This window comes from Affinundibacterium macrobrachii (assembly GCF_014652415.1).
Lineage (GTDB): Bacteria > Pseudomonadota > Gammaproteobacteria > Burkholderiales > Burkholderiaceae_D > Undibacterium > Undibacterium macrobrachii.
In genome coordinates, this window is sequence record NZ_BMYT01000001.1 from 1,055,538 (window position 1) to 1,075,768 (window position 20,231).

Sequence of the window (20,231 nt, forward strand, 5' to 3'; positions counted from 1 at the left end):
TAGCTTCATTGGCATAAATTGCCGTGAATTGATATCAGTGAAGCTCTACTTGAAATAAAAAAGGCAGCTCAAAAGCTGCCTTTTTCACATCAAGCAAAATCAATTATTTTGATTGGCTCGCATAAATAACCCAGAAACGTGCCAACTCAGCAGTACCATCTTTGCCCTTAACATTTTTTAAAGTCTTGACACCTGCGGACTTTTTGCCTGCTAGCAATTGAGCAACACCCAAATGTAACTCCGCATCGTCAACATACTTCAAGTTGCCTTTTTTAATACCCTGTTCCATCAAGCTAATACCTTTATCGTACTCTCCTGCTGTCGCCAAAGAGAAACCTAAGTTCACCAAAGCAGTGCCATCAGCACTCTTCTCGGCTGCTGATTCTGCAGCAGCTAAACCTGCTTTAGCTTCCGCTACACGCTTTGCTGCCAAATCTTTCAAACGTCCATGACGCGCTGCTTCTGCGCCAGTGCCCAAAGCACCTGCTTTGTAGCCCTGATCAATAATTTTTTGCGCTTCACCAGCATTGCCGTCTTGAATCGCCATTTGTGCCATTTCCATGTAATCACTTGTTTTGGAAATCTGACCAACAGCCAATTTCAAACGATACAAATCCATCGACAAACGTGAAGAGAACTCTGGCTTACGTTCTACACTATTGAGCAAATTAACCCAGTACTCTTTTTTGCCGTAGTGCATAACCAATTTTTCTAAAGTGGCCAAGTATGCAGCTTTGTCAGATTTTTGCACGGCGTACGCGTATGCTTCTAAAGTCGATTGGCTTGGAACACGACCCGCTTTTTCAGCAGCTTGAATCTCAGCACGCGTATCTTTCAATGCACCTGCATTATCACCACTCATGGATTTGGATTGAATCAAATATTGGCGCGCGGAGCTATCTGTACCACCTTCGCTAAAATAGCGCTCATACATCTTAGCTGCTTTGGCAAAGCTATTCGCTTTGAAATAAGCGTTCGCTAAGACTTGAATCAATTGCAGTTGTTCTTTTGCTGGCAACTTATTCGCAGCCACAATGACCTCTGCTGACCGAATTACGGCATCATTATCACCTGCTGCAGAAGCAACTGATAAGCGCATACGCTCAATCGTAAAATTCTCGTTGACAGTTTTATTTCCGACGCGATCAGCTTCTTGCAACTTACCTAAAGCATCGCGATATTTTCTTGCTTTGTACAATTCATTCGCTTGCTGAACAATTTTACCGACTTCTGCGCGCATCGCTTCTTGAGCATAAGCAGTATTGCCAGCAATACCAGTTAATTCAGGAACAGTCGCACAGCCTATAGCGGCGATCAAAATAGCTAGTTGTGATAAGCGTAGGTGCTTCATATTTGATCTCTCAATCAATAAAATTAATAAATTTCAAACCTAGTTAAACGCTTCATACGACAAGTGAATCACAATGAAGGCTTATTCAACTCTGAATGATCAAAACTCAGAATAAGCATAACTCAGAATACAAAAAAAGGCAGGGAAATCCCTGCCCTCTTTCATGTAACAATCGTGTGAACTGAAAAAACCAATTCAATACAACAGTTAATTTTTCAAGAACTGCTCGTTACCAATCATACCCAATTTCGTGATGCCACGAGTTTGAGCTGCCGCCATCACTGCCGCGACGGACTTGTATGATACTAAACGATTTGGTTGCAAATGAACTTCTGGTTGAGGATTCATCGCAGCAGCTTCAGACAATTTTGCTTCTAATTGCGTACGATTCACAACTTCACCATTCCAAGTCATTGTTCCATCGAAATCCACGTCAATCTTCATTACCACCGGAGGTACCGGGGGGGGTGCAGTTGGCGTGTTATTTGGCATATTCAAATTCACCGCGTGATTTGCAATTGGAAGCGTCGTAATAAACATAATGATCAACACCAACATAACGTCAATCATTGGTGTCATATTCATTTCCATCATCGGTTCTGGATCACCACCAGAACCAGAGCTAATATTCATGCCCATGTGATTCTCCTGTTAGCCTTTTGGTGGTGGTTCGAGAACGAAACCAACTTTTGAAATACCCGCACGTTGCACTGTCAAAATCGTTTTACCGATTGACTCGTAGCGCGCATTTTGATCGCCACGAATATGTACTTCAGGCTGCGGAACTTTCACAGATTCTTTTGACATCAATTCAAACAGAGCTTCATCAGAGGCTACTGGAGTACGAACACCACCCCAGTAAATGTCACCATCTTTACTCACTGTAATAATGACGTTTTTTGCATCAGGATGATAATCTTCGTTCTTTTCAGCCGGCAATTGAACTTTTGTCAAGTCTAAAACTACTGGTGAGGTAATGATAAAGATAATCAACAATACCAGCATAATATCCACGAGTGGTGTGGTATTAATGGTGCTGTTGACTTGGTCTTCACCGCCGCCACCGCCGATTTGCATTCCCATAATATTTTCTCTTTAGTGAATTCAGTTCGCTGACTTCGAATAAATTCAGAATTGAATTTATTCGAAGCGAAAGAATTATCGTAATAAAAACTACTTACTTCTTTATTACTCAGATTATTTATTTGAGTTAGCTTTGCTCATTGCACCAGACAAAACTACAGAGTGCAAGTCAGCGCCGAATGCATTGATGTCTTCCATCGCTGCTTTGTTACGACGCAACAAGTAGTTGTAACCCAATACCGCTGGAACCGCAACACCCAAACCAATCGCAGTCATGATCAAAGCTGAACCAACTGGGCCCGCAACTTTATCGATAGAAGAGTTACCTGTAGAACCGATCGCTACCAAAGCGTGGTAAATACCCATAACTGTACCGAACAAACCGATAAATGGTGCCGTAGAACCTACAGTAGCCAAGAATGTCAAACCTTCACCCAAACGGCTTTGTACTTTTTCAACAGAACGTTGGATAGACATAGTTACCCAAGAATTCAAATCGATTTGTTCTAACAAAGCACCTTCGTGGTGTTCGCTAGCGCTGATACCAGATTCAGCGATAAAGCGGTATGGGCTACCTTCTTTCAAAGTAGACAAACCAGCAGCAACGTTTGCTGCTTTCCAGAACTTACGAGCTTCTTTAGCTTGTGTGTTCAATTTCGCCAAATCGATAATTTTTGTGATCAAAATGTACCAAGTGAACATGGACATGATCAACATGATTGCCAATGTAGCCTGATCAACTAAAGTACCTTCTTTGATCAAATGGGACAAGCTATATTGATCAACAACTTCTGGTTTTGGCTCTGCAGCTGGAACAGATGCATCTGCTGCTGGCGCTTCAGCCGCTGCTGGAGCTGCTTCTGCGGAAGCCGCAGTTGCTTCAGTTGCTGATGCAGCAGAAGCAGTAGTTTCTTGTGCAAATGCTGGTGCGGTTGTCATTGTTGCTGTCAATGCGAACAAAATTGCCGCCAGGAATGTGCTTACTTTAGCGCGGGTTTTCATGTAGATACTTCCTTTAAAAAAAATTTAATACTTACGTTGGTTGTGAGTAAAACGATACTTTTTTATGACTCTTGTTACATGTTGGCTCTGTTTTAATCAAGCTTCCAAACGTATTCAACTTGAGTCGTGGTAGCCTGCGGCTTGCCGTCCACTGTTCCAGGTTTATTTTTGCACGACCCAGACAACAATTGGGCACGCACTGCATTATCTAGCCCCCTGAATCCACTAGATTTTGCGATTACTACATCAGTGACAAGACCATCTGCACCAATAGTAACTGTCAAACGTGTAACACCTGTTTCTTCATTGCGCAATGATGCACGAGGATATTCAGGTGTACAACCAGCTTGTTGGAAGTCAACACGACCAGGAATAATCACTGGACCTGCTGGTGCTTTTGGCGCTTCCGCTACAGGAGCAGGCGCTTTAGTCAATACGTTACTGTCAGGCTTTACGTTCGATACCGTAGAAATCGCATTTGGCGATGGTGCCTGCTGTGCAACCTGAACCTCTGGAGGAGGAATAAATGGTGGCGGTGGCGTCGTCAATTTTGGCGGCGGTGGCGGTGGCGTATCTGGCGGTGGTGGTGGCGGTGGCGGTGTTTCTTTCACCACAGCTTCCATTGGCTTCTGAATAAACGCAGCTACCTTACTACCTAAGCCGTTCATCAATGCCCAGCCTAATATAATGTGAAAAACAATTACCAAACCCAAACCAAAAAATTTCTTTCCCGGTTCCTGTTGGCGTCCTGAAAAATCCATACCTACTCCTCCAATACCACAACAATTTCAATTAGGTTCAAACGCGCGAAACTTTAGTTTTAAATTAATTTAACCGAGAATCTTGAAATTCAAGAATTAACATCAATCTACACAACAATCAGCAATTCGCTTATCAATTAACAACATTGACTCACCGTTTGCGCCCCCATACTTATTTACCTGTGTTAATTAAGCACTTATTAACACATATAAGCAAGTATTACTATTTACTTACAAATCGTTTAGTCACCTTCAGACGACTGCACTAGCCTAGCAATCATCAAATTCAAATCGTATCTCTCGATACACTGAAAATTGAAGCGGTTGCTTTGTTTCATTTATCGACGAGAAGTTCCCTCGATAACATTCAACAAAACATTGTTTTTTTAAAATCTTTGCGAAAAACAGCGCTTATTTTGACACAACTAAAGCAATCAATGGAAGTTGCTTCTATGCTGCTTTGCAACATTAAATTAACTTCAAATCAATCTCTTCTGTCTATGACAACATCTATTTAAACACAATCAGAAATCATATTCACTAAAAAGTGAATTCATTCTTATTTACAAAAATCCGCCAATATATTTACCATCTTTTCTTGCGGCAACGATTCTAAAGGGAAATTACCTAAAAGTGTCAAGTAAAACTAAAAAGCAATTAAAACTAAAGCAGTTCTACAACAAATTGCGTTGATGCAAAAAAATGCTTGACCTATTACGAGATTACCCTATTAGCTACTTTAACGTCTGTCGATGCGTAAGGCATCAATATTAGTTATTCGACCAATCAAGTTAATATTTGCGGTATCAGTCCCGAACAACTACAATTCCGTCCTGTTTATATTTTTTGCGCCTGGATTGAGTCAATTTTTTTCTCCGTTAGAGTCGTCGATTTGTAGCATCCTACCTCTCAACTGAATTTGTTCGTCTATTTGACACAGAACAGCTCGTAGAACCAGATTCGTCTTCACCCACGCAAGAATTTCGTCTAAAACCTTAGCGCAAGCATACGTAGTTTCCTGTCATTCACTATGAAAAAACTACTATCTTACGGTAACACCTGGAGTTGATATGGCATTTTTGCAAGGCAAAAAAATCCTCATTACTGGTTTATTATCAAACCGCTCAATTGCTTATGGCATTGCCCAAGCTTGTCACCGCGAAGGTGCGGAACTTGCCTTTACCTATGTTGGTGAGAGATTTAAAGATCGCATCACCGAATTTGCAAAAGAGTTTAATAGCGAATTGGTGTTCGACTGCGACGTAAGTAGCGATGAACAAATTGCCGCGGTGTTTGCCGATCTGAACAAATCATGGGAAAAATTAGATGGCGTGGTACATGCAATTGGATTCGCGCCTCGTGAAGCGATTGCTGGAGATTTTTTAGATGGTTTCTCACGCGAAGCCTTCCGCATTGCTCATGACATCTCTGCTTATAGCTTCCCTGCTTTAGCGAAAGCGGCATTACCAATGATGAACGAAAATTCATCCTTGCTGACGCTTTCTTACTTAGGTGCGATCCGTGCAATTCCCTACTACAACACGATGGGTTTAGCAAAAGCTTCTCTCGAAGCAAGCGTGCGTTACTTGGCTGAAAACTTAGGCAAAAAAGGCATACGCGTAAATGGTATCTCTGCTGGACCGATCAAAACTTTGGCAGCAAGTGGCATTAAAGACTTCAGCACACTACTCGGGTTTGTCGCTGAACACGCACCATTGCGTCGTAATGTCACGATCGAAGAAGTCGGCAACACTGCCGCGTTCTTATTATCTCCACTAGCGAGTGGTATTACAGGCGAGATTACTTATGTCGATGGCGGTTTCTCGCACGTAATGGGTTTAACACCTGATTAATTTCGATTTTTGTTGGGCTAAAATTAGCCCAATATTTGTTGATGTTTGATTAGCTGAAAGTTTGGTGGCGATACAATTGCCTCACCTACTTTCAGCTTTTTATTTATGTGCTCGTGTTTTCGAAACAAAATGCTTTTTACTCATCACCTAATACTCCACACTTAACAAAAGCGCGCTTCCTCTTTCTAATAGATCCTCCTTTATTGCAAACATACAAGGCAACTAAAAATCTGTATTAGAAACACACTTATCACAGCCAACAAAATAATCCGTTTGATCCTATAAAAATCACGTTGTACTTCTAACGACTCCCAAAATACTGCTGCGCTATCACCAGACGGTGAGCCATGAATATACTATCTGCGCCACTAAGCTATTTAAACTAAATCAAGTTTTAGATGCGTTAATTCTGATTATGCTGTATAGTCTCGTTTTTTTGCAGTGCAATATTAATTTTGCGTTGCGACTAAAGTAACAGGTAGCATCGTAGCCCTTGCGTATCGTGATTGAGTGATACTGCAATGTAAAGCCCTCCCGCCCTGTATGTCTGGTTTCACACATAGACATCGTCCCGGCGCAAAGCTTTTGTGCCGAAATTTCATCGCATTCCCTATTTGTACCGTTTTCGGTATCGGTTTTCTTTGTTCATTTCGATTGGTTGACGCTGCTTTTTTGCGCGCTTGGCAAATGCCATGCGCAGATTAATAACGGAAGAAGAACACAATGACTTTTGAAACACTAGGCCTCCACACGTCCATCCTGCGCGCTATTGCTGATACTGGCTACACTACGCCAACAGCAGTACAACAACAAGCAGTACCTGCTGCAATCGCAGGTCGTGACTTATTGGTATCCTCACAAACTGGCTCGGGCAAAACTGCCGCCTTCATGCTGCCAGCATTACACAAATTTGCAGCAGCATCAGAGAATCTAAATGTTGTTAACGGCAAAACCCCAAACCAAGAACGTCAATCCGCACGTTCGCGTGGTGAGCGCCCACGTTTTCAAGCAGCAAAACCAAAAATGTTGGTACTGACACCAACACGCGAATTAGCTTTACAAGTAACCACCGCGACAGATAAATACAGCGCATATTCTCGTCGCGTAAAAGCGGTGTCAATTTTGGGTGGTATGCCATATCCAAAGCAGATGCAATTATTGTCCCGCAATCCGGAAATCTTAGTTGCTACTCCAGGTCGCTTAATTGACCACATGGAATCGGGCAAAATTGACTTCTCAGAATTAGAAATCTTGGTATTGGATGAAGCTGATCGTATGCTCGATATGGGCTTTATCGAAGACATCGAAAAAATTGTCGCAGCGACACCTGAAAGTCGTCAAACAATGTTGTTCTCTGCGACATTAGATGGCGTGGTTGGTAGTATGGCTCGTCGTATCACTAAAGATCCTTTGGTTATTCAAATTGCTGGCTCTGCTACTAAACACGAAAACATTCAACAAAAGGTTCACTTCGTTGATGACTTATCACACAAAAACCGTTTGTTAGATCATTTATTGCGTGATCAATCTTTGGATCAGGCCGTCGTATTTACCGCTACGAAACGCGATGCGGATACGATTGCAGATCGTTTGAATATCGCAGGCTTCGCAGCAGCAGCTTTGCATGGCGATATGCATCAAGGTGCACGTAACCGTACTTTAGATTCTCTGCGTCGCGGTCAGGTACGCGTATTGGTAGCAACGGATGTTGCTGCACGTGGCATCGACGTACCGGGCATCACTCACGTATTTAATTACGATTTACCAAAGTTCCCAGAAGATTATGTTCACCGTATCGGTCGTACTGGTCGTGCTGGACGTAAGGGTCTCGCAGTTTCCTTGGTAAACCATGCGGAAAGCATCAACGTAAAACGTATCGAGCGTTTTACTAAGCAATTAATTCCTGTTGATGTGATCGAAGGTTTTGAGCCTAAGAAAAGCGCAATGGCAGCACGCTCACCAGCGCGCAAGCCAAGTGGCTGGAAACCAGGCGACAAGCGCTCCACTGGCAATAACTTCGGTAATAGTAAGCCAGGTCAACGCAGCTTCTCCAAGCCAAATGCAGCCCCACGCAGTGAAGGCGGCGGATTTGGTGGCGGTGCTAAATCACGATTTGGCGACGCTAGCCGTCGTTCATTTAGCGACCGTTAATCGAGCCTAAGCAATAAAGCAAAAAGTACACAGCAAAAGAATAAGGCGATCCACAGTTGGATCGCCTTTTTTATTTACAAAATCAACTGCATCAACCACTATAAAAATCAAAAAAATCCTATCTTGGACTTTCACTAAATCGACATGCGATTTTCTCGCGCGATAGCGACACAGTATTCTATAATCGTTTATCCATAATCTCATTTCACGAAAAGTTCCAGAAACATGACAGATCCCAAGGAGTCCAATAACACGCCTTTTCGACTAACATCGTTTTCGCATGGAGGCGGATGTGGATGCAAGATTGCTCCAGGTGTTTTGGCTGAAATTCTTAAGAAATCAACAGGTTTCCCTGTACCACAAGCGCTCATGGTAGGTATAGAAACTTCTGATGACGCTGCGGTCTACCGTCTGAATGAAGAACAAGCATTAATCGCGACGACCGATTTTTTTATGCCGATTGTTGACGATCCTTATGACTTTGGTCGTATCGCAGCGACAAATGCAATCTCTGACGTCTATGCAATGGGCGGTACACCTATCATGGCGTTAGCTCTAGTAGGAATGCCAATTAATCAAATCCCGCTAGATGTAATCGGCCAAATCATTGAAGGTGGCGAAAGCATTTGTCGCGAGGCCGGCATTCCAATCGCGGGCGGCCATAGTATTGACTCAGTAGAACCGATTTATGGTTTAGTGGTGATGGGGCTCATCCATCCATCAAAAGTCAAACGTAATTCCGACGCGCAAATTGGTGACCAATTAATTCTGAGCAAGCCTTTAGGTGTAGGCATACTCTCAGCAGCCTTAAAAAAACAGCGATTAGACGCTGCAGGATATGCCAGCATGATTGCCAACACAACAAAGCTCAATAAGCCAGGTCAATTATTGGCACAACTGGAAGGCGTGCATGCGATGACCGATGTGACTGGATTTGGGCTACTCGGACACCTGCTAGAAATATGCAGAGGAGCACGAATCTCTGCCACAATCAACGCATCCAACATTCCTGTATTGCCACAAGTCCAAACACTCGCAGCTGCGGGTTGCGTCACTGGTGCTTCTGCTAGAAATTTCGCCGCGTACGGACATGATGTCATACTCAACTCAACCGACAGCGTCACCCATGCTTTACTCACTGACCCGCAAACATCAGGTGGGTTACTGATCGCTTGTGCCAAGGAATCGGTCGACGAAGTTTTGGCGCTATTACATAGCAATCATTTTGCTGAAGCCACCGTGATTGGCGAAATGATTGAAGGGCCAGCGCAAATCCACGTTCAATAAACCGGTAGCATAGCTTTCAATCGCCAATTAAACTCATTTCAAACTTTTTATATACTCATCATGAATCAACTCGAACAACTCAAAAAATTCACTACCGTAGTCGCAGATACCGGTGACTTCCAGTCGATGCAAGCTTATACACCGCGTGATGCGACAACTAACCCTTCCTTGATTTTAAAAGCTGTTCAAAAGCCAGAATATCAGCCTCTATTGGCAGATGCTGTTGCACGTAACACAGGCAAATCGACGGACGAAATCATCGATCAATTATTAATTAGCTTTGGTTTAAAGATTCTAGAAATCGTCCCTGGTCGCGTATCGACAGAAACCGATGCACGTCTATCATTTGATACTGAAGCGACTGTTGCCAAAGGACGTCAATTGATCGCGCTGTACGAGGCTGCTGGCATTCCACGCGAACGTGTATTGATCAAAATTGCCTCCACTTGGGAAGGCATACGCGCAGCAGAAATTCTTGAAAAAGAAGGCATACGTTGCAATATGACTTTATTGTTCTGCTTAGCGCAAGCAGCGGCCTGTGCAGAGGCAGGAGCACAATTAATTTCACCTTTCGTTGGACGTATTTATGATTGGTTCAAAAAGCAAACTGGCCAAGAAATTTATGGCGCTGATGATCCTGGCGTTTTGTCCGTTAAACGTATCTACAATTACTACCGCAAGTTCGGCTACAAAACAGAAATTATGGGCGCAAGTTTTAGAAATACGTCGCAGATTTTAGAATTAGCTGGTTGCGATCTACTCACTATTAGCCCCGATTTATTACAAAAACTGAGCGACTCCGAATCAAGCGTTTCATTAAAGTTAAATCCAGAAACAGCATCTGCATCCGACCTTGAAAAAATTGAACTCGACGAAAAAACCTTCCGCTTCATGTTGAATGAAGATGCAATGGCAAGCGAGAAGCTATCAGAGGGCATACGCCTGTTCTGCGCCGATACAGTTAAACTCGAAGCATTAATAGCTAGTATGCGTTAATCATTCGTTGCTTTGCTTTGCTAGCTTGCTGAATTTTGCTAAACACGTGGCTCTGTTTAGTAAAATTCAGCCGATTACCTGCGAAACTCACTTTCCAGTTCATCACACTCTTGAAATAAAGTCGATTGTCTATGGAAAAAATTCACGGCGAGTGGGAAATCAGCGTTATTCGACAAGTCATTATACGCAGTAGCGCGGGGGTGTTTAATGCGGAAGGTACACTCGCAGCGTTCAAAGAGTATCGTGATAAGGCCCCAATATCTGCGCCTTGGGCGGGATTGACCAATGCAGTCAATTGGGAAATGTCGAATGCGACTAGCTTGCAACGTATCGCTAAGATGCGCGAGTGGGCTTTCTCGAATAATTGCAAAGCCTTAGCGATCGTCATGCCTAGCAAGTTAAAGAAGCAGATCTATCGTACACAAACCGACGACTTCGAAGATGAGCGAATTGCGTATTTCTCGGATCTCGAACAAGCTTGTGCATGGCTTACAGCACAAGGATTTGAGATTTCGCCTGAGGAATATCCACATCACGATTTTATCGCCAGGACCCAACTACTTTAAGCGCAGACCGCAAGCTTATGCGTCCTCATATACGCCCCTGCTCCACCGTATCGCTTAATTTAATTTAATTTGAGTCAGTTTGATTCAAAGTGTTTTAGCATCTTATTCAAAAAATTCTGCGCCTCAGAATCTCCTTCCTTTGGTGCCCACGAGGCACGTTCAGAATCTGTAATAGCAGTGTACGGACCAGCCTTCGCTTCAAAGAAAACCGACCCAGTAGTGAGTGCAACCATGCTGTGAAATACACCTGTAGGAATATGAATTCCAAAATTTTCAGTTGCTGCTGCCAACACCACACTCTGCTGTACATTGCCATCGGCATCAAACAACAACACACCAATACGCCCCGCGACTACCACGAGTGTTTCATCTTTTTCTGGAGATAAATGGCAATGCGGCTGCACATAGGTGCCCGGCTCTAGTGCATTGAGCAGTCGATGGCAACTAGATTCATTGCTCGCATGGAAATTGAAGTTTTTACGTAGTCGTGTATTTTGCTTTGCTTGCTCGGATAAGTCTCGCAAAGACTGTTGATTTAAGATGTGTACTTGGTTCATGGTGAAGCTCGATCGCTAAGGTGTATTTGGTTGGTTTATCGCGGAGGCCTACTTCAAATTGGTATATTTTTGAGCGCTTCCACGCGCCAATGGCACGGGATACTTTTGCGCATTCAATTGTATTTTTTCATGTGCAGCAGCAAGCAAATCAATGTCCAGCCTATCGGCCAACATAACAAGATAATTCAGGACATCTGCCATCTCATGTTGGATCGCAGTGCGCGTTTGCGCATCGAGTTCTTCTGGTTCACCCGACTTCAACCATTGAAATGGTTCTAACAATTCTGCCGCCTCTACGATCAGAGCACTCGCTAGATTTTTAGGTGTATGAAACTGTTGCCACTCACGCTCGGCAACAAAATTGCGTAATTGATCACGTAGCTGATTTAAATTTTGATTCTTTTCCAACATCATTTTGATCCTTTATCCTGCATTTACTTGCAAGTTTGCGCACATTTTACGTTGCTTTCGATTCGATCATCATGCAACTTGCGCACCGTCAAATATTCGATGATTGAACTTAGTCCGCTAAGCAAATCTCGCCAGATAATGCAGGCAGAGCGATCTAAATGACTAAAGCCCAGATCCTTCGCACTTGTTTGTGGCATTCGATATGCAAGTAACACTCGCTATTTAGCGGATGAGCTACTACAATCAATCAAATGCTGCAATGCGGCATAAATTAAACGGATTCGATTTTATCTCGTCAATGAAACAACTTTCTTTGCTCAATCTATCACAAAGGAGAAATGATGATTTTCGTATCAAATAAGCTGACCAGTAAGCAAGTTCCCGATTTGGATCAGCAATTAGCCGCATACAACAATCTAACGCAATCCTTGAGCGAAGAATTTGATCGCGCCAGCGAATTACAAGCGCAGATGTTACATACTAACTGGGAAAGTTGGCATGAATTCTTATCCGACATGGGAGAATTAAAAGATCCTCAAGAATTATTTCTTCGAGTATCTGCGCAAGCCCATGCCGTGTCAGGACAAAGTCAAATGTACTTGCATGAGCTTGTTAATTTGGGGCAAAGAATTCAAGAGAAATTTCTTGCACTCGGTCAAACAGTTACGCCGTTTTCCTTAGATAGCGTCATCACCGTTTCTCCACCAGCTACCTCATCCATGTCCGCAAAATCAGAGACAAGCGACGCAACGCAAAGAGATAGAGTCGAAATTAAAGATATCAATCCCATCGAGAAAACTGCGTCTAGTTATCCGCGCGTCAAAAAAGCAAAGGCGACAAGCAATGAGAAGGCGAGCACGAAAGCAAGCACAATCGACGTGGACACCATCGTCGTGACAGATAATACAAGTGTCGACAGCAGTACCGCTCCCCAAAAAACATCCACACCAAGAGTCAGAAATATGAAAGCATCAAGCAAGGCTGCAAGCACTGCGATTGAACAAAACAATAGCCCTACAACGCCAGTGAAAAAGTCAGCAGTCGTCGGACTGCCATCCAAACCAGCACCAAAAACAGGTTTTGCCGGCGCTGCAGGGCAACCCGAATTTAAACCTAAAAGTAGTAAAGCCACGGGTGCGAAAAAACGTGTGCGTCAATAAAAAATTTTGATCTCGCCATAAAAAAATCCGACCTAGCTCAAACTAGGTCGGATTTTTTACTTTGTAATTTGGCCTTAATTTAAGCCACTAGGATCTACGACCAACGCAAATCATTCCGAGACAAAGGCAATTGTCGAACGCGTTTACCAGTCGCCGCAAAAATCGCGTTGCATACTGCTGGTGCCAAAGGTGGGAATGCAGGTTCTCCTAATCCTGTGACTGGGAAATTGCTCTTCAAGAAATGCACATCAATCTTAGTAGGAGAATCTGGCATGCGTAATAAACCATACTCACCAAAATTACCCTGCACAATACGACCACGCTGAATATCCAGTTCAGGGAACATCAAGGTGCTGATACCGTCGATGACAGAGCCTTGCACTTGATTTTCAGCGCCACTCATATTCACAATTTGTGACCCGATATCCGTAACAACGACGACGCGATCTACCTTTAATTGCCCCTCTTTCGATACCGTCACCTCAGCGACCTCAGCGATATAACCACGATGGCTAAAGTGGAATGCAATCCCCTGCCCCTGACCACGCGGGAACTTACGTTTTCCCCATCCAGATTTCTCCGCCACCATCTTTAGAACATTGCGCATACGGGTCACATTGTATGGCTGCCCACGTTCACCCGTGCCTTGCATCACATCTTTATCACCCAGTATTTCGAGACGGAATTCCAATGGATCACGATTGGCGGCATGTGCTAATTCATCGATAAAGCTATGGAATACCCAAGCAAACACATTGCTGCCTGGCGCGCGCCAAGGTCCCATCGGCACACCAGTTTCCATCGGCGTTTGCTCCAACAAGCAATTCTCCACCCATCGACCAGGAAACTCATCGCCAGATAAACTTGCGCCGCTACCGGGTTGCAAAATACTCTTACCATCGCGCGTGACACGATTCGCAAATGTAAGGAAATGATTGTGCCAAGCAGTCAGCTTACCTTTCGCATCAACCCCACCACGCAAGAAATGGAAGCCGCCAGCGCGATAATGATCATGTCGCATATCATCTTCACGTGACCAAGTTAGCTTGACTGGCGCTTTCACTTTCATCGCAATCGCCGCAGCTTCAATCACGTAATCGGCGCTCAAACGACGACCGAAACCACCACCACTACGTGTCATGTGTAAAGTGATTTTTTCTTTTGGAATCTTCAAAATATTGGTGACAATTGCCTGACCCGCTGCTGGATTTTGAGTCGGCACCCACATTTCCAAACTGCCGTCTTCTGGTTTATACCATGCGGTACAGTTCTGTGGTTCGATACTCGCGTGTGAGATAAACGGATAACTGTAGCTCGCTTCAACAGTTTTGGCTGCATTCGCCAAAGCGGCATTAACATCACCATCTTTTCGCAAGTTGATCGCGCCAGTTTGCTTTGATGCAGCCATCGCTTTTGCGCTGAAGTCATCCCAACTTTCATTGACAACCTTACCCTCGTCCCATACCACTTTTAACTGCTTACGCGCGCTAAAACTAGCCCAAGTTGATTCTGCAATAATCGCAACACCAGGCATCAAGCCATTTAAATTATCAGTACCTTCAATGATGAAAGCATCGCGCACACCGGGCAAGGCCTTAATCGCTTCTAAATTTGCACTGACGACTTTACCGCCAAAGGCTGGGCATTTTTCGTACACGGCATACAACATACCTGGCAATTTCACATCAATCCCAAACAAGGGCTTGCCAGTGACAATGTCAGCATTATCCACACCACCGATGCGGCTACCAATTAAACTGTACTTTGCAGGATCTTTCAATTTAACTGTTTTCACATCTGGCACAGGCAGACTAGCTGCTTTACTCACCAAACTAGCATAACTTGCTTGGCGCTTACTTGCCTGATGAAATACTTTGCTCTTTTCTGCATAACATTCTGTTGCGGCGACTTTCCAATTTTGTGCAGCAGCTTCAATTAACATGGTGCGCGCTAATGCGCCCAGCTTTAAAAACTCATCGTAATTCAAGGGTGTGGATAAAGAGCCGCCTGCAAATTGGCTACCATAGGCAGGGTTCAAATCACCCTGTACAATCTTCACGTCTTTCCAGTTCACTTCTAGTTCTTCGGCAATCACCATAGGCAGCGAAGTTTTAATCCCTTGCCCAATCTCTGGCTGTTTTGAAATTAAAGTGACACTACCGTCGGTATCAATTTTGATCAACGCGCTTGGTGTAAAGGCAGCACCCGCAGTTGATTTGCTAACCGATTGCTGTGCATTGGCATCTGTACTCCAAAAACTTGCTAGCACTAAAGCACCAGCACCTGCACTCGTTTGCTGTAAAAAATCACGACGAGAAGAATTGGCTAAGTCTAAATCTACTGTTTTCATTTTTTGCCTTTCTGTGTACGAGCAATTTCAGCAGCACGGTGTATGCCTGCGCGGATACGTAAGTAGGTCGCACAACGGCATAAATTACCGCCCATCGCAGCATCGATGTCAGCATCACTAGGATTTGGATTATCTTTCAATAATGCTGCAGCACTCATAATCTGTCCCGCTTGACAGTAGCCACATTGCGGGACGTCTAGCTCTTGCCAAGCTTGCTGCAAAGGATGCGCGGCTTTCGGATCAATGCCTTCTATCGTTGTCACTTTTTGACGACCAACACTGGACACCGGCGTCATACAGGAGCGCGTCGGCACGCCATTAATCTGCACCATACAAGCACCGCACTGGCCGACACCACAACCGTACTTGGTACCACTTAAATCCAATGAATCTCGCAGTGCCCAAAGTAAAGGCGTATCTGGCACTACATCAAGCGACTTGGTCGCGCCATTCACATTCAAAGTATATTTCGTCATAAAAGCTCCTCGTTTTCAAACACGAAAACATGCGTGCTTGTTTAGTCTGTATTACGTTAGTGTTGTATCAGTGTTGCGTCGGTGCTGCGATAGTCAGCAACATAGGCAAATACTCATTACGCACAAGTGGCGGCAATTTCTTTATCTAACTCTCTTTTTTGTTGATTCAACATTTGCATCGTTTGAGCATCTGCACCAGTACGCAAATTCGCCTTAATAATTTCCATTTGATTTTTTAAGTTTGGACAAGGCAGTCGTTTTTTTGCTGCCATGACCGTTGCATCTGGCGAGATTTGCTCGCTATTCACTTCTTTCACTTCCTTCACAACTTTATCGTTTGCTGGAGATGTCTGTGCGGCTCTCTGCGCTTGTTTTTGTTGTAGCTGGCGTAAGGCTTGGATATCAGCTTCAGTTGCCTCAGTTAGTGCGAATTGTTTATTTCTATCTTTCTCTTCCATACAATTCTTCTCTATGCTCGCTCGAATATCATTGATATTTCCACGCACGGCATAGACATCGGCAATCAGTCGTCTATTTTCTACATCTGAGGATTTCGCGAGCAAATCACTTTGCTGTGCGCCCGCGTCACGCATCCAAATGATTTTCTTCGCCTCTTCACTACGTCGCTTGCATGCTGGATCAACACGAACTGCAGAATTGAGCTCGTTTGTATCTGTTTTTTTTGCACTGCCAATCACAACACCCGCTTGCCCCGTACATGGTTTATCTTGATAACTACTGCCACATCGATACGTGGTCTGCGCAGACGTGTCGACAGCCACCAATACGCAAGCAATCACAAACAAGTAACGTAAAGGCAAGAGCAAATTAATGGTCATAGGAAGTTAAATTAAACGTATTAGGTAGTCATGCAACACAATAAAAAAGCCCAAATAACACATCGGTCATCGGGCTTTTCTATGGATTGACGAAGCGATTATGGCTTCACAAACTTGAGCGTCATACGATCACTCTCACCAATCGCTAGGTATTTTTCTTTATCCGTCTCTTTATTCGTGAGGACCGGTGGTAATGCCCATACGCCGCCAGGATGATTTGCCGTATCTTTCGGATTGGCATTGATCTCCGACTTTGCAGCCAATTTAAATCCTACACTTTCTGCCAGCTTAATCACAAAAGCTTCGTGCACATAACCGCTACTCGCCTTCGCATCTTGCGTGGCGCTGGCAGGCAAACGATGTTCAACCACGCCAAACACACCACCTGGTTTTAACGCATCGAATGCACTTTGAAACACCTCTTTCGCAGCCGTATCACCCGCGCTAATCCAATTGTGCACATTACGGAAGGTCAGCACAACGTCAACGCTATTTTTTGGTGCGTAGTCTATTTTCTTTCCCGGCGCAAATTCACCGTAAGCGACTTTATCGTACACCGCTGGCGTTCCATCGAGACGTGTCTTCAATCGTGGACTCGCGCCCGCCAAGATCAATTTGCCATCTTTACGCACATAAGGTGCCAAAATTTCCGTGTACCATCCGGCACCGGGAGCAAGCTCTACCACGGTCGATTTTGCCGCCACACCAAAAAATTGCAGAGTTTCGTATGGATGACGCGCTGCATCACGTGTGACGTTCGCCGGAGTCCGTTGTTCACCTGCGATCGCTGTTTTCAATGCATCATTCGCATACGCAGCCTGTGCGCTGATTGCGGTCAAAGCGAGAGCCATTAATAATTTTTTCATCGTTTCTCCAATTTATTATCGTTAAAACTGCTAATTTTTGCTTGGTTATTTTTGCTTGGTTATGGTCGCCATAATCGAGACCACTTCGATAATCACGAACCTTGTAATTGCACACCTCGACAAATCTTACTACCAATCGAAATGCCATGCAGAATCAAGAATGCGAACTGATTGCGGCATTTAGAACTAAACTCCTTAGATAAGTTCACTAATTAGTTCACTCATGACCCGATATTTTTTGACAATATCTCACGTGTTTAAGCAATCACCCGCAAGATCTGCGCCATTTCTTGCCGTGTTTCGGTCATCAAACGGCTTGCTGATTCTTCATTCAAGTCGAGATTTTTTAAAGCACCTGGTACGTTAGTCCAATCAATATCTTGCAAAGATTGCTTCACAAAGCCAGCATCTAAGAAATCGGCTGCCGCCACTACATCAGTTAAGGTTGGCCGCGTATGCAGCGGTAGATCTGTGCGTTTTCTATCCATCACAGCTTCTCGAATATCGTCAGAAACTTCCCAACTCTCAAGAATTGCAGCACCAATATCGGCGTGCCATTGATCGATTAATTCCCACAAGGCCTGATCGGACGTGAACAAACCTTGATATTGATGTGCGCGACTTAGGATGTAAAACTTTCCTATGTCATGTAATAGTCCAGCGACCATCGCCTTATCCGCGCTAAGTTTCGTTCGGTTTCTGGCGATCACATACGATAAAGCCGCAACGCGCATACTACGAGTCCACAGCCCTTCCATTTGTTCTGACTTCGAGGTGTTGTCCTGTTGGTCTTTTAATTGCTTCATGCCGACCGAAATCGCTACATTTCTAACGACACTGAATCCCAACAAAGTAACCGCGACACGTAGCTCTTCGATTTTCTTCGAACTTCGATTAAACATCGCCGAATTAGACAGCATCAGCACTTGTGCCGATAACACCGGCTCGGTGCTAATAATTCTAGCGACCTGTTCGGTGGGCATATCTGGGTCATCGAGTGCTTGACGAATTTTCATCGTTGCTTTCAATGACGTAGGAAAAACTAAGTTGCGCGATGAAAGCTCGGCACTTAATCCCTTGATAAACTCAAATTCAGATTCTCGTTGATTCATTGCTAAAAATAGATAAGTTCGTTGACGAAGATAATCATAACTTGCCATAGTAAAACAAATGCAGGATGCGGTCTCGATTTATCGAGAGAAGTGAAGCTTTTTGTGGAAAAATTAGAAATCGCCTCGTGCTAGCCACATGTGAGAGTCAATTCTTGCTAAAAACCACAGTTTCCGTTGGGACAGAAGTCACTTTCTGGTAATCTAACTAACAATACTTAAATACGGAAGAGAGCGTCCCGCATGTTTACCGAAGACGATTTTTTTGCCATCAGCAAGTTTCTGAAATTAGGGGTAAAAATTACTGTCAAAAATCCTATGGGCCAGCGTCCGCTATTTGCTTGTAATTTTCCCAATCCTAAGGGTGGCGTCGTCAATATTGAGGTTAGCAGTCTGTATGATGTAGAAAGAAAATTACGCGCGCTACTGGCCAGTGATATCCCCGTAAAAACGAAACTCACTCCGTTCACCTATTTGGGTACCAATTTCGAAGGTGTTTTATATTGCGTCAAAGGAACCAATGATTTTGTCGTGCAAGAGACACGCAATTTATTTGGTATGGAATCGAAAGCAGTCATACGCAGCGCAGAACACTTTATTCAATTATTACAATAAGAAATTGCCTCTACATCGCATTCGCAAATTAGTGGCAATCGAATTACATAGCAAAGGAAGTTCATGGCGGTTTCACTCAGCAATGAACAAATCGAGGAACGATATTTTTTACTTGGACAAGTAGAAATCCTCAGTGTTTTAAACGACCTCGCGCATCGACGTGAATCGGTCTCTGTTTATTTTAATGGCGGACAGAATTTTATATTGAGTCTAATTCTATCCGCTCGCCCAGAAGGCTTGGTGTTTGATCTTGGTGGTGATCCCAAAGCAAATGCGCTATTAGAAAAAGCACCGCAATGTGTGTTCATGGCGTTTCCGGATGGCATACGTGTGCAGTTTACTGGCGTCAACCCACAACGCTTTAGTTGGGGCGAGCAAGACGCATTTTGGGTTCCGATTCCAAGTCGTATTATTCGCCTGCAACGCAGAGAGAGTTATCGAAACCAGCTACCAATTGCCAATCCATTTCGCGCCAAATTGAGTGATGTTGATGGTGATTTAATCGCCAACTGGCCAATTCATGATCTCAGCGTCGGTGGTTTCGGTGTAATGATCGACGGTGAACCCAAATTCAAGGTTGGCGATACCATACACCGCGTCTGGATCACATTGTCACCAAAATCGAATCTGCATTGCCCAGTAGTAGTGCGGCACATTACACCGATTGATCAACACAAAGGAATTCGCTATCAAATCGGTTTTAGTTTTGTCGATCTGCCGCGAACGATGGATATTGCGGTACAACGCACGATTATCAATATCGAATATGAACGGCATCGCTTGCTCGGAAAGAAATAA

At 44.0% G+C, this 20,231-nt stretch carries 20 protein-coding genes; 8 read left to right on the forward strand and 12 right to left on the reverse strand.

Annotated features, from left to right (window positions below; all coding sequences use genetic code 11):
• Positions 1-103 precede the first annotated feature (103 nt).
• The 5 genes from IE103_RS04700 to IE103_RS04720 all read right to left on the reverse strand — a co-directional run bounded on the left by IE103_RS04700 (position 104) and on the right by IE103_RS04720 (position 4,197).
• The gene (locus IE103_RS04700) at positions 104-1,351 is read right to left on the reverse strand and encodes a hypothetical protein (protein WP_189344796.1); all 1,248 of its coding nucleotides are present in this window, start codon (positions 1,349-1,351) and stop codon (positions 104-106) included.
• A gap of 207 nt (positions 1,352-1,558) precedes the next feature.
• Complete coding sequence (locus tag IE103_RS04705) at positions 1,559-1,990, reverse strand: ExbD/TolR family protein (protein ID WP_189344797.1); 432 nt, start codon at positions 1,988-1,990, stop codon at positions 1,559-1,561.
• Positions 1,991-2,002: 12 nt separating this feature from the next.
• The gene (locus tag IE103_RS04710) at positions 2,003-2,434 is read right to left on the reverse strand and encodes an ExbD/TolR family protein (RefSeq protein ID WP_189344798.1); all 432 of its coding nucleotides are present in this window, start codon (positions 2,432-2,434) and stop codon (positions 2,003-2,005) included.
• A gap of 114 nt (positions 2,435-2,548) precedes the next feature.
• On the reverse strand, positions 2,549-3,436 hold the full coding sequence (locus IE103_RS04715) for a MotA/TolQ/ExbB proton channel family protein (RefSeq protein ID WP_189344799.1): 888 nt from the start codon (positions 3,434-3,436) through the stop codon (positions 2,549-2,551).
• 92 nt (positions 3,437-3,528) lie between these two features.
• A complete protein-coding gene (locus tag IE103_RS04720; RefSeq protein ID WP_189344800.1) occupies positions 3,529-4,197 on the reverse strand; it encodes an energy transducer TonB in 669 nt (222 codons plus the stop codon).
• Between the two features lie 1,070 nt (positions 4,198-5,267).
• Between IE103_RS04720 and fabI the strand changes: the two genes are divergently transcribed.
• From fabI to IE103_RS04745, 5 genes are all read left to right on the forward strand, one after another.
• Positions 5,268-6,050 carry an enoyl-ACP reductase FabI gene (gene fabI, locus IE103_RS04725; protein ID WP_189344801.1) on the forward strand — a complete coding sequence of 261 codons (783 nt, stop codon included), beginning with the start codon at positions 5,268-5,270 and terminating at the stop codon, positions 6,048-6,050.
• A 723-nt stretch (positions 6,051-6,773) separates the two neighbouring features.
• Positions 6,774-8,201, forward strand: a complete 1,428-nt coding sequence (locus IE103_RS04730; protein WP_189344802.1) for a DEAD/DEAH box helicase — start codon at positions 6,774-6,776, stop codon at positions 8,199-8,201.
• Between the two features lie 225 nt (positions 8,202-8,426).
• Entirely contained in the window at positions 8,427-9,488 is a 1,062-nt protein-coding gene (gene selD / locus IE103_RS04735; protein WP_189344803.1) for a selenide, water dikinase SelD, read from the forward strand.
• 60 nt (positions 9,489-9,548) lie between these two features.
• On the forward strand, positions 9,549-10,484 hold the full coding sequence (gene tal / locus IE103_RS04740) for a transaldolase (RefSeq protein WP_189344804.1): 936 nt from the start codon (positions 9,549-9,551) through the stop codon (positions 10,482-10,484).
• Positions 10,485-10,615: 131 nt separating this feature from the next.
• Complete coding sequence (locus IE103_RS04745) at positions 10,616-11,050, forward strand: hypothetical protein (protein WP_189344805.1); 435 nt, start codon at positions 10,616-10,618, stop codon at positions 11,048-11,050.
• A gap of 74 nt (positions 11,051-11,124) precedes the next feature.
• Here IE103_RS04745 and IE103_RS04750 read toward each other — a convergent pair whose 3' ends face one another.
• Together IE103_RS04750 and IE103_RS04755 are read right to left on the reverse strand one after the other, a co-directional pair.
• Positions 11,125-11,607, reverse strand: a complete 483-nt coding sequence (locus IE103_RS04750; protein WP_189344806.1) for a WbuC family cupin fold metalloprotein — start codon at positions 11,605-11,607, stop codon at positions 11,125-11,127.
• A 48-nt stretch (positions 11,608-11,655) separates the two neighbouring features.
• Complete coding sequence (locus IE103_RS04755) at positions 11,656-12,021, reverse strand: nucleotide pyrophosphohydrolase (protein WP_189344807.1); 366 nt, start codon at positions 12,019-12,021, stop codon at positions 11,656-11,658.
• A gap of 335 nt (positions 12,022-12,356) precedes the next feature.
• On the opposite strand from IE103_RS04755, the gene IE103_RS04760 reads away from it, so the two are divergent.
• Positions 12,357-13,178 carry a phasin family protein gene (locus IE103_RS04760; protein ID WP_189344808.1) on the forward strand — a complete coding sequence of 274 codons (822 nt, stop codon included), beginning with the start codon at positions 12,357-12,359 and terminating at the stop codon, positions 13,176-13,178.
• Between the two features lie 94 nt (positions 13,179-13,272).
• On the opposite strand, the gene IE103_RS04765 is transcribed toward IE103_RS04760, so the two are convergent.
• The 5 genes from IE103_RS04765 to IE103_RS04785 form a co-directional block, all read right to left on the reverse strand.
• The gene (locus IE103_RS04765; RefSeq protein ID WP_189344809.1) at positions 13,273-15,528 is read right to left on the reverse strand and encodes a molybdopterin cofactor-binding domain-containing protein; all 2,256 of its coding nucleotides are present in this window, start codon (positions 15,526-15,528) and stop codon (positions 13,273-13,275) included.
• Positions 15,525-16,004, reverse strand: a complete 480-nt coding sequence (locus IE103_RS04770) for a (2Fe-2S)-binding protein (RefSeq protein WP_189344810.1) — start codon at positions 16,002-16,004, stop codon at positions 15,525-15,527. Before IE103_RS04770 ends, IE103_RS04765 begins: the two co-directional genes overlap by 4 nt.
• 116 nt (positions 16,005-16,120) lie before the next feature.
• On the reverse strand, positions 16,121-16,843 hold the full coding sequence (locus IE103_RS04775; protein ID WP_189344811.1) for a hypothetical protein: 723 nt from the start codon (positions 16,841-16,843) through the stop codon (positions 16,121-16,123).
• Between the two features lie 98 nt (positions 16,844-16,941).
• The gene (locus IE103_RS04780) at positions 16,942-17,709 is read right to left on the reverse strand and encodes a class I SAM-dependent methyltransferase (protein ID WP_189344812.1); all 768 of its coding nucleotides are present in this window, start codon (positions 17,707-17,709) and stop codon (positions 16,942-16,944) included.
• 257 nt (positions 17,710-17,966) lie between these two features.
• Complete coding sequence (locus tag IE103_RS04785; RefSeq protein ID WP_308426968.1) at positions 17,967-18,869, reverse strand: HDOD domain-containing protein; 903 nt, start codon at positions 18,867-18,869, stop codon at positions 17,967-17,969.
• A gap of 192 nt (positions 18,870-19,061) precedes the next feature.
• On the opposite strand from IE103_RS04785, the gene IE103_RS04790 reads away from it, so the two are divergent.
• On the forward strand, positions 19,062-19,433 hold the full coding sequence (locus tag IE103_RS04790) for a hypothetical protein (protein ID WP_189344814.1): 372 nt from the start codon (positions 19,062-19,064) through the stop codon (positions 19,431-19,433).
• A 63-nt stretch (positions 19,434-19,496) separates the two neighbouring features.
• The gene (locus tag IE103_RS04795; protein ID WP_189344815.1) at positions 19,497-20,231 is read left to right on the forward strand and encodes a flagellar brake protein; all 735 of its coding nucleotides are present in this window, start codon (positions 19,497-19,499) and stop codon (positions 20,229-20,231) included.

Excerpts from the sequence above, each read along its gene's own strand:
- IE103_RS04720 (WP_189344800.1), bottom strand. The coding sequence starts at position 4,197 with ATGGATTTTTCAGGACGCCAACAGGAACCGGGAAAGAAATTTTTTGGT.
- IE103_RS04775 (WP_189344811.1), bottom strand. The coding sequence starts at position 16,843 with ATGACCATTAATTTGCTCTTGCCTTTACGTTACTTGTTTGTGATTGCT.
- IE103_RS04765 (WP_189344809.1), bottom strand. The coding sequence starts at position 15,528 with ATGAAAACAGTAGATTTAGACTTAGCCAATTCTTCTCGTCGTGATTTT.
- IE103_RS04730 (WP_189344802.1), top strand. The coding sequence starts at position 6,774 with ATGACTTTTGAAACACTAGGCCTCCACACGTCCATCCTGCGCGCTATT.
- fabI (WP_189344801.1), top strand. The coding sequence starts at position 5,268 with ATGGCATTTTTGCAAGGCAAAAAAATCCTCATTACTGGTTTATTATCA.
- IE103_RS04790 (WP_189344814.1), top strand. The coding sequence starts at position 19,062 with ATGTTTACCGAAGACGATTTTTTTGCCATCAGCAAGTTTCTGAAATTA.
- IE103_RS04715 (WP_189344799.1), bottom strand. The coding sequence starts at position 3,436 with ATGAAAACCCGCGCTAAAGTAAGCACATTCCTGGCGGCAATTTTGTTC.
- IE103_RS04770 (WP_189344810.1), bottom strand. The coding sequence starts at position 16,004 with ATGACGAAATATACTTTGAATGTGAATGGCGCGACCAAGTCGCTTGAT.
- IE103_RS04795 (WP_189344815.1), top strand. The coding sequence starts at position 19,497 with ATGGCGGTTTCACTCAGCAATGAACAAATCGAGGAACGATATTTTTTA.
- IE103_RS04745 (WP_189344805.1), top strand. The coding sequence starts at position 10,616 with ATGGAAAAAATTCACGGCGAGTGGGAAATCAGCGTTATTCGACAAGTC.
- IE103_RS04750 (WP_189344806.1), bottom strand. The coding sequence starts at position 11,607 with ATGAACCAAGTACACATCTTAAATCAACAGTCTTTGCGAGACTTATCC.
- selD (WP_189344803.1), top strand. The coding sequence starts at position 8,427 with ATGACAGATCCCAAGGAGTCCAATAACACGCCTTTTCGACTAACATCG.
- IE103_RS04705 (WP_189344797.1), bottom strand. The coding sequence starts at position 1,990 with ATGGGCATGAATATTAGCTCTGGTTCTGGTGGTGATCCAGAACCGATG.
- tal (WP_189344804.1), top strand. The coding sequence starts at position 9,549 with ATGAATCAACTCGAACAACTCAAAAAATTCACTACCGTAGTCGCAGAT.
- IE103_RS04700 (WP_189344796.1), bottom strand. The coding sequence starts at position 1,351 with ATGAAGCACCTACGCTTATCACAACTAGCTATTTTGATCGCCGCTATA.
- IE103_RS04760 (WP_189344808.1), top strand. The coding sequence starts at position 12,357 with ATGATGATTTTCGTATCAAATAAGCTGACCAGTAAGCAAGTTCCCGAT.
- IE103_RS04785 (WP_308426968.1), bottom strand. The coding sequence starts at position 18,869 with ATGGCAAGTTATGATTATCTTCGTCAACGAACTTATCTATTTTTAGCA.
- IE103_RS04710 (WP_189344798.1), bottom strand. The coding sequence starts at position 2,434 with ATGGGAATGCAAATCGGCGGTGGCGGCGGTGAAGACCAAGTCAACAGC.
- IE103_RS04755 (WP_189344807.1), bottom strand. The coding sequence starts at position 12,021 with ATGATGTTGGAAAAGAATCAAAATTTAAATCAGCTACGTGATCAATTA.
- IE103_RS04780 (WP_189344812.1), bottom strand. The coding sequence starts at position 17,709 with ATGAAAAAATTATTAATGGCTCTCGCTTTGACCGCAATCAGCGCACAG.